6 protein-coding genes and 1 pseudogene are annotated in these 8,488 nt (G+C 60.0%); 5 read left to right on the top strand and 2 right to left on the bottom strand.

Annotated features, from left to right (window positions below; translation table 11 throughout):
* Positions 1 to 175: 175 nt before the first annotated feature.
* The 3 genes and pseudogenes from V7066_RS28495 to V7066_RS28485 all read left to right on the top strand — a co-directional run.
* Positions 176 to 1,300: a metallophosphoesterase family protein gene (locus V7066_RS28495; protein WP_334186298.1), complete on the top strand. Its 1,125-nt coding sequence runs from the start codon at positions 176 to 178 to the stop codon at positions 1,298 to 1,300.
* A complete protein-coding gene (locus V7066_RS28490; protein ID WP_334186297.1) occupies positions 1,297 to 3,918 on the top strand; it encodes an AAA family ATPase in 2,622 nt (873 codons plus the stop codon). Before V7066_RS28495 ends, V7066_RS28490 begins: the two co-directional genes overlap by 4 nt.
* A 161-nt stretch (positions 3,919 to 4,079) precedes the next feature.
* A pseudogene (locus V7066_RS28485) lies at positions 4,080 to 4,691 on the top strand (transposase); the annotation flags it as partial.
* 1,232 nt (positions 4,692 to 5,923) lie between these two features.
* On the opposite strand, the gene V7066_RS28480 reads toward V7066_RS28485, so the two are convergent.
* Positions 5,924 to 6,235 carry a hypothetical protein gene (locus V7066_RS28480; RefSeq protein WP_334186296.1) on the bottom strand — a complete coding sequence of 104 codons (312 nt, stop codon included), beginning with the start codon at positions 6,233 to 6,235 and terminating at the stop codon, positions 5,924 to 5,926.
* 185 nt (positions 6,236 to 6,420) lie between these two features.
* Between V7066_RS28480 and V7066_RS28475 the strand changes: the two genes are divergently transcribed.
* Positions 6,421 to 7,425, top strand: coding sequence for a hypothetical protein (locus tag V7066_RS28475; RefSeq protein WP_334186295.1), 1,005 nt, complete (start codon positions 6,421 to 6,423; stop codon positions 7,423 to 7,425).
* Between the two features lie 171 nt (positions 7,426 to 7,596).
* On the opposite strand, the gene V7066_RS28470 is transcribed toward V7066_RS28475, so the two are convergent.
* Positions 7,597 to 7,977 carry a hypothetical protein gene (locus tag V7066_RS28470; protein ID WP_334186294.1) on the bottom strand — a complete coding sequence of 127 codons (381 nt, stop codon included), beginning with the start codon at positions 7,975 to 7,977 and terminating at the stop codon, positions 7,597 to 7,599.
* A 313-nt stretch (positions 7,978 to 8,290) separates the two neighbouring features.
* Between V7066_RS28470 and V7066_RS28465 the strand changes: the two genes are divergently transcribed.
* A partial coding sequence (locus V7066_RS28465) for a hypothetical protein (RefSeq protein WP_334186293.1) occupies positions 8,291 to 8,488 on the top strand: 198 nt, incomplete at its 3' end.

The following is an 8,488-nucleotide window of genomic DNA, read 5'->3' as shown; positions in this document are numbered from 1 at the left end:
GGGACAATCAAGACCTGCTCGAAGAGCCGGACCCTGCACGCGAACTGGCCCGGATGCTGGGGGTCGAGCGGCTGGCAGCCGGATCGCGCACCCGGCTAGACGAGGCGATCGCGCGGGGCCGTGGCAGTGACGCGGCCGTGCCGAGCGCTTCCGCCATACCCGGAGTGGAATGAGCATGGCGCGCTTCATCCACTCGAGCGACCTCCATCTCGGCAAGCGCTTCGGAAACTTCTCCGGCGACCTTCCCGGTCGCCTGCGTGAGGCCCGCCACGCCGTACTCGGCAAGCTGGCCGAACAGGCGCGACTGAACGGCGTGAACACGATCCTGCTCGCCGGCGACACATTCGACACCGAAACGCCCGCTGCCGATGTCCGGAGACAGGCGCTGACCGAGATGGCGCATCACGCGCCGGTCCGCTGGGTAATCCTGCCGGGCAACCATGATTCCCTGCAGGCGACTGAATTGTGGACGCTGCTGGTCAGCGAGGCGCCGGACAATGTCGTGCTGGCGACAGTCGCAGAACCGATCGAGCTGACGGGCGGCGCGGTCATTCTGCCGGCACCCTGCACGACGAGGCGGCCGGGTCGCGATCTGAGCGAGTGGATGGATGGCGCAGCCACTGCCGATGGCGCGATCCGCATCGGCCTTGCCCACGGCGCGATCCAGAGCTTTTCAGAAGATGCAGTGAGCGCCGAAGTCATCGCCCCCGATCGCGCGCGCCGCGCCGGGCTCGACTATCTCGCGCTGGGCGACTGGCACGGCGCGATCGAGGTCGATCCGCGAACCCACTATAGTGGCTCGCCCGAGCAGGACCGGTTCAAGCATGATCGATCCGGCACGGCGTTGCTGGTCGATATTGCTGGGGTCGGCGCGGTGCCTGTAGTGACTTCAGTTCCTACCGGGAGCTTTGCTTGGCGCACCCTGGACCTCCACATATTGGCGGAAGAAGATCCTGGCGCGGCACTTGAGGCGCTGCTACCCGATCTGCGGGATCGCCGACAGACGTTGGCCAGGATCGTTGCGACCGGCCGCACCGGGCTTGCCAGGCGCACCGCACTGACAGCCGGGATCGAGCGCGCCGCCCCTGATTTCGCATGGCTCGACCTCGACGAAACCGGACTGGCGACCGAATGCGACGTCGGCGATCTTGACCGGATCGATCGCGCCGGTGCCCTGAGAGACGCCGCCGACGCCTTGCTAGCCGAGAGCGAGGATGCGGGCCGCTCGTCCGCTGAACGGGCGATTGCCATTGCCGCGCTGGCGCGTCTTTACGACTATGCCGAAAAGGTGTCGCAGTGAAGGTAACAGCACTCCGTTTTCACAACGTCAAGCGGTTCGCCGGGCACGGCGTTGCAATCGAAGGGATCGGCGACGGCGTCAACGTGTTGTGCGCCGCAAACGAGTTCGGCAAATCGACCAGCTTCGAGGCGTTGCACGGACTATTCTTCCAGCCGCATTCCAGCACGGCTGGCGGGGTCCGTGCCTTGCGCCCCTATAGCGGCGGCAACCCGTTGATCGAGGCGGATGTCGTTGTCGACGATACCCATTATCGGATCACCAAGCAGTATTATGCGGGGAAGTTCGCGAAGGTCGTGGATCTCGCGTCCGGGCGTCTGATTGCACAGGCGGACGAGGCAGAGAACTTCATCGGGAAGCTCATCCACGGCGGTGCCGGCGGGCCGGCAGGGCTGCTGTGGGTGCGTCAGGGGCTTACCGGTATAGAGCCACGCAACAAGAAAGACGACGATAACGACCTGCAGGTCCGCACCAGCCTGCTTGAATCGGTGCAGGGTGAAGTAGAGGCTATGACGGGTGGCCGGCGTATGGCCGAGATTATGGCCGCTGCCGGGGAGGCTGCCGGGGAACTTGTCACCGCGACAGGACGTCCAAAAGCTGGCGGCCGCTATGCCGCCGCGATCGATTTACGCGACCGGCTGGCGGCAGAGGAGCAGCGGCTGGCCGGTGAGGTGAGCAACCTGCGCGAAGCGCTCGATCAGCGCGGAACTTCTCACCGTCGGCTGGCCGAGCTGGAAAATCCCGATGCGCGCGATGCCCGCAAACAGGCGGTGGACGCCGCCGAAGTCGCCTTCGATACTGCCCGCGCACAAGCCGATCGGCTGAAGGCCGCGCAGGCCGAACTCGGTCTTGCGCGTGAACAGCGCGACACCGCTTTGCGCAACCACCGGCAATTCGACGAGGCTCTGGCCGAAGCACGGCAGTTGGCGGAGGACAGCCGCGAAGCCAATCGCCGCCGCGACGAGGCGGTCGAGCGTCGGCGCTCGACTGGCGAGACGATAGCCGATGCGCAGACCGAGATCGCAGCAGCCGAAGCGGATGAGAAGGCGGCACGCGAACTGCTCGCCATTCTTGATGCGGCGATCAAAGCGCGGGATGCGGCTGAGCGACGTGCGGAGTGGGAGGAACGGCTGCAGGGGGCCGAAGCGGTGCGCGGCACGATCGAAACCTGTGAAGCACAACTCGCCGGGATCAGGCTGCCTGACGGCGCGGTCGATGAACTTGCCGATCTGGATGTCGAGATCGCCCGCATTCGTGCGGTGCAGGACGCCGCGCGCCCATCTGTGACGGTCGCTTATGATACGCTCGCTTCTGCACGTGTAACGCTGGGCGGCGCGACGCTCGGTGACGGTGAGGAGCGCAGCTATAACGGCCGCGCTCAGCTCATCGCGCCCGGTATCGGCACGATCACGCTACGCTCCAACGCCGCCGACGATGATAGTCGGCTCGCAGCAGCGGAAGCGCAGCGAGGGACCTTGCTCGCCGCAATGGGAGTGTCCGATTTGGCGGCGGCACGCGCCCAGCAGGTTCACGCCCGAACGGTCGAGGCGCAGGCCAACGAAGCCAAGGCGCAACTCACGATCATCGCACCCGACGGGCTGGAAGCGTTGCGCGAGACGGTGGCAGCTTCGGCCAGCGTGGATACCTCGCCGGTCGAGTTGAAGGCCGATCCGGATGAAACACGCGCCGCCCGTGACGCTGCAGAACAGCGGCGAAGCGAGGCGGCACAGACCATAAGGTCAGCCGAACCTGCCCGAGCACAGGCCGACGAGGCATTTATCAAGGCTGAGACCGTGCTCGCCCGGTTGCAGACGCGTGACGAGCAGGTCGTTGCGATCCTCGGCCCCGTCGATGAACGAGAAGCCAGGGGGCAAGGTCTGGCGGCGCGTCTCGCCGAACGCGATGCCGCGCTGGCGGATGCCAAGCAGGTTTTTGATGCACGCAGCGCCGAAGCGGTTGATCTGGAAGCGGCGGATGCAACGCTGCGCCGGGTGCGCTCCGTCGAACAGGCTGCCGCAACCGAAATCCAGCAGTTGCGCGAGACCATCGCCGGGTTGAACGCCCGCATCACCGCTCGATCAGACGAGGCCGTAGAGGAAGCGTGGCGAGAAGCAGCCGATGCCTTGTCGGCCGCAGAAACTCGCGTTTCTGCATTCCAACGGGAAGTCGCTGTGCTGACGCGGTTGACGCAGGCGCTGGAGGCAGCGCGTTCAGGTGCACGTGATCTCTATCTCAAGCCGGTCATGAACGAGTTGCGCCCGCTGCTTGGCCTACTCTTCGACGATGTCACTATCACCTTCGACGATAGGACGCTCCTACCGCAGACGATCGTGCGCGCTGGGCTGCGGGAAGATGTTGACCGCCTCAGCGGCGGCATGCGCGAGCAATTGTCGGTCCTCACACGCCTAGCTTTTGCCCGCCTGCTCGCGCGCGACGGCCGAGCCGCACCAGTGATCCTCGACGACGCGCTCGTCTATTCGGACGATGAACGGATCGAGCGCATGTTCGACGCACTGCACCGGCAAGCGCGTGATCAGCAGATTATTGTCTTCTCCTGCCGCCAGCGTGCGTTTCAGAGCCTCGGCGGGAATGTACTGCAGATGACAGACTGGCAGCCATGATCTCTTGGGGGAGGTATCGCACCTTAAAGGCATGTCGGCGGCGCTTCTCGAGCTCGCAGGAGCCGCGAAGCCCACGATCACGCATGTAGACACTTCGAAAAACCGGTAGCGCCTGACGGTATGAGATGATTCACTGCGCGAGCGCGACAGCGGAGGCGGTGATGGTTGGACAGCCGGGTTTCTTCGATCTTTCGGACCGATATGAGGCGTTGAGCGCGGCCGGTGATCCGTTGGAGCGCTTGGCGGCCGTCGTGGACTTCGAGGTATTCCGTGGGCCACTGGTCGCGGCGCTGCGCCGCGGCCCTCGGGGCAAGGGTGGGCGTCCGCCATTCGACCCGGTCCTCATGTTCAAGATCCTGGTGCTGCAGGCGCTCTACTCGCTGTCGGACGAAGGGACGGAATTCCAGATCAAGGACGGGCTCTCGTTCCAACGCTTCCTGGGCCTGGGTCTCGACGGAACAGTGCCCGATGCGACAACGGTATGGCTGTTTCGGGAGCGCCTGGTGAAGGCCAAGGCGATCGACAAGCTCTTCGCCCGGTTCGATGCGGCGCTGACCGACCGGGGCTACCTCGCCATGGGCGGGCAGATCATCGATGCCACCGTGGTGCCGGCGCCCAAGCAGCGCAATACCGAAGAGGAGAAGGCGGCAATCAAGGCGGGCCGGATCCCCGAGCGCTGGAAGGACAGGCCTGCGAAAGTCCGGCAGAAGGATCGCGATGCCCGCTGGAGCGTGAAGTACACCAAGGGCAAGGTGAAGGAATCCCACTCTCCCATGTGTAAGCGGAAGCCGGCGAACAAGATCACGGGGGCTGGTACGGTTCCTGCAAATTCCTGCCACACGGGCCTATCCGAGGATTATCCTAACGGGGCTCTTAAGCCTCAGACAGACGAAGTCTCAAACCCCTCTTTTGAAACCGTGAACGGCAGCTTATTTGATAACCCGCTCCGAAGCGGACGGGCCGGAAAGTCCCACGCCCGGTCATTCAGGTTCGTTAGGAAGTCGGTGAACCGACGGCAGCTATCAAGAAGCCGAAACGGCGCGGCCAACGTCCGGTTTGTCGGCGGTTTTGATGGGGCGGAGGGCAGGGGAATCTGGCAGCTACGCGCCCATTTCCGTCATAGGCGGTGCGCAGCCGCGCTCCCGAAACCTGAATGGCAAGATTGCATGATTTTAATCGGAAAGCTGCCAGACCGGAGCCGCCAACATAGCGGTCGTTTATGGGACGCCGCCGGTTGGGTCCTTGCTTTTCAAATGCCAATTACCCTCGGCATTTTTTTTGTAAGTAATAGCGAACCGTCCACCCGCAGTTTGGGTTGCTTCGGCGATATAGAAATAGGCTGTATTGCCATCATCAGAGATGGCCGGGGCCGACATTTTTAGTATTGCGTTTTTCAATGCCTCCCTACCCGGACGATCGAGAGGCGGCATTTCCTTCTCCACTCTGTCGTAAATGTGGTCATTCAAGACGGTGCTGTTATCTTTGTACCACCGTTCAAGTTCAGGGCACGCCCCTACGACACTAACATCGCGTATAACAGCCAACTTGCGCAGCAAAGGGAGCATGGTATCATTCTTGAATTCGGGACGCTCTTTCAAAAAAGACTCAATGCTTTCCGGCGTTGGAATCGACATTTCATCTGCATCCGGCGAATGCTTCATAGCAATAGACAGGCCGGACATTGTTTTGAAATTTTTTGCATAGCGTAGGGCAACGTCACATCCATCCTGTGAGATTGTGGATGGCTTGCCAGCAGAGCATGCCGAGCAGAACAAGGCCAATATCAAAAGGCCAAACGCAGATAGGTTCGGATTCATTTCCTATCATTGCGCGGCGTTGTCGGAAATTCAACGTCCGCTGACCCCGACTTAGCTGACCTTCACGTGGCCTTTGTGGCGCCATGAAAGCGGCCGATTGCTGGGTTGGCCACAAGCTGAACGGACGGGCGCTATGCAGGGGGCGAATCGAGACCCTCTACGACCAAAATGTCGGGGAGAGCGGACCTTCAGCTAACTCGTTTGAGGCTGAAACCTTCGTCCGTCTCGCTCTGGATGGACGCTTCCTCTGCAATGCCTGAAGCAATCTCGCCTGTAATCTGCTCGCCCATTACATTGATCTCCGTCCACCCCGGATGATGCTCGAACACATTCCACAGTATGTTCAGGGGGTCGGAGGCAGGATTAAACACGGCGCTGTTCTGATCGATGTGCAGCGAATGCCGTTCGAACCACGCGCGGTTTTCAGGTGAATCTACGATCCAAACTGCATCGCAGGTGCTGCCCGCGTAGGCAGGCTCGAAGACGACCAAGACGTTCATAGGCATTTTCTATCGCTCGGTCGGATGTCCGCAAGGTCGGCGGGTCCGGAACGGCGGGTTTCCGGTTAAAACTCTGAAAATCCGACATTCCGCTTTGTCGGGTTAGCGGACAAAAAGCCATTAACGCCTTTCACGCGCTTAGGTGACAGTGCTACCCGCAACGACTCGTGGGGAGAACGTCCGGTATGAAGCTCGTAACTAAAGTGTTTTTGTCGGGCTCCATCTTGCTCGCGGCATGCAGCAATTCTGTTACCTCAGCAGGTCAGAGCCACGCATCTGAGCTGCTAACGTTGGGTATGAGGGACAACGGTCTTAGACCACTCTCCCCGTCGACGCTGACATTCTTTCATGCTGAAAGTGGCGGCCAAGCTTCGCCAATGCGGACATATATTGAAGTGCCCGACCGGTTCGAATGGGCCAATATCTTCGGGAATGTCAGCTTTGCCTTTGGCGATCCCAAAGTTGCCGCACTTTCGGGGCATGTGTCTCCACCGCAAGTTGTTGTCACGTCGGAGACCAATCGATTAACCTCCATTGCCGAAGTATTAGGTCAAATCGAACATGCCGAAACTTTTCTTCGCAATACTGATATCCCTGCTTATTCGCAGGGATTGGTTTTTCTTTTTCCGAACCGCAGGGATTATGACGAGGCAGCTAAGGCGCTCGCGAAGCCACGAGGTTTGGGGGTGAGCAAACTCGACGTCATTGCCGGAGAATGCGCATATGCCCGAATACAAACCTCGGACGGGCAGCGGCAGGCCGCCGTGCTTCTGATGTATGCATCGCATCGCACTATCGATTTCGCCAATGCTGGCGATCGCGCCTGCTTCGTTGGCTACTTTGCGCGAAATCTTGGAGTATCCGAAGCCATTGCGGGAACACTTATATTTCCCGAGAGGCGGTTGCCCGTTGGTCCATGTGAAGTCGTTCGGATCTTGAGGCCTGGCGAACAGTCACCTCCAGCCACACGGATAACCAAGGGCTGCTTGCCTGCACCGGGGCGCAGGGCGGAATTCATTAGCGCTTACGCAAAAGCGGGCGGGATAGGCCTGACGGGATCCGAGAGCTCAGAACTTATCCGCTCTGTCCAAGATACGTGCCGCTACCAGATTGAGCATCCAGAATTGCGCGGGGATGATTCTTGTCGTGATCTTTTGCGAGTTGGGCAACAAACGCGAGCAGCTTGGTGAGGCTCGCCAGAGTCGGCTATGTCGGCGTGTCCGGAACGGCATGCTTCAGGTTAAAATCTTGAAAAGCCGACCTTCAGCTGAACGGTCGACCGCTCCTGGCGCCCGAGCCAAGCTCCCTCAAAGTCGGAAAGTCGGGGAAGCGGACTTTGCCTGCCACGTTGAGCGCATTGATCAAAGGGCGCCGATGGAAATATCCATGCACGCTTTCTGACAACCATGCTCGCGAAACGAACCAATATAGGCATTGCGCATGTTTATTAACGCGAAATTTAATTGATCTACCATTTTTCGGTTATTGTACGGCACAGCGCCTATGAGTTTTCTTTTGGCTTCCATAGCTGACTTGCAATGGTCGTTATCAGAAAATTGGCTGAAGCGGTAGGTTTCGGAGCAAAGCTGCGCTTCTTCAGCATATCGGTTAAGGTCCGGCTTTACCCGGTTCGATTGTCTCCCGGTGCGAAGCGCCTCAATTCCGAAATGCAACCCGACACAGAGAACTGCGATCAGTACGCTACCCGTTGCAATCACGCCTATTCGCGCGCCGATGCCCATTAAGTATTCCTCTTCTCAGGCCTCATGATAATTTGCGCAATCGTGTATGCAAGCGGAAGCGAAACTTGGGTGGACGTCCGCAGAGTTGGGGCAAGCGGACCTGCGGCTTTTCTGAGAGGCTATGGCGAGGGCAGCCGTTTCGTGATGACGGAATGGCTGCTTAGAGATTTCTTCGCGCAGTTCGGCAATGGCTTTCGGAGTGGTGTGAAAACCAAAAGCCGCGTCTTGGCAAACTTGTAAATGCCGCGCAGAAGTTACGTTCAGGCAGGCGGGTACCTTTGCCAGAACGCCGAATATAGCGGTAGGTTGTACTATGATTGAAGCTGCGGTCGAATTCCTTCGAAAATGGCCATTTGGATATTTTCCCGAGGAAGACTGGGAATCCTTTCGAAAATTCCATGCAAGGCTAAGCTTTTCCGAAGCCACGGCGCTCTTTTTGGCGGAGTTAAAGGCCAGGCTCGATCAACGAGAGATATATGCCATGCCTCCGCCCCACGGTCAGAGCGTGAAA

This window comes from Novosphingobium sp. (assembly GCF_036820275.1).
Taxonomy (GTDB): Bacteria; Pseudomonadota; Alphaproteobacteria; order Sphingomonadales; family Sphingomonadaceae; genus Novosphingobium.
Note: the sequence above shows the minus strand (reverse complement) of the source record. Positions and strands in the feature narration are given on the sequence as shown.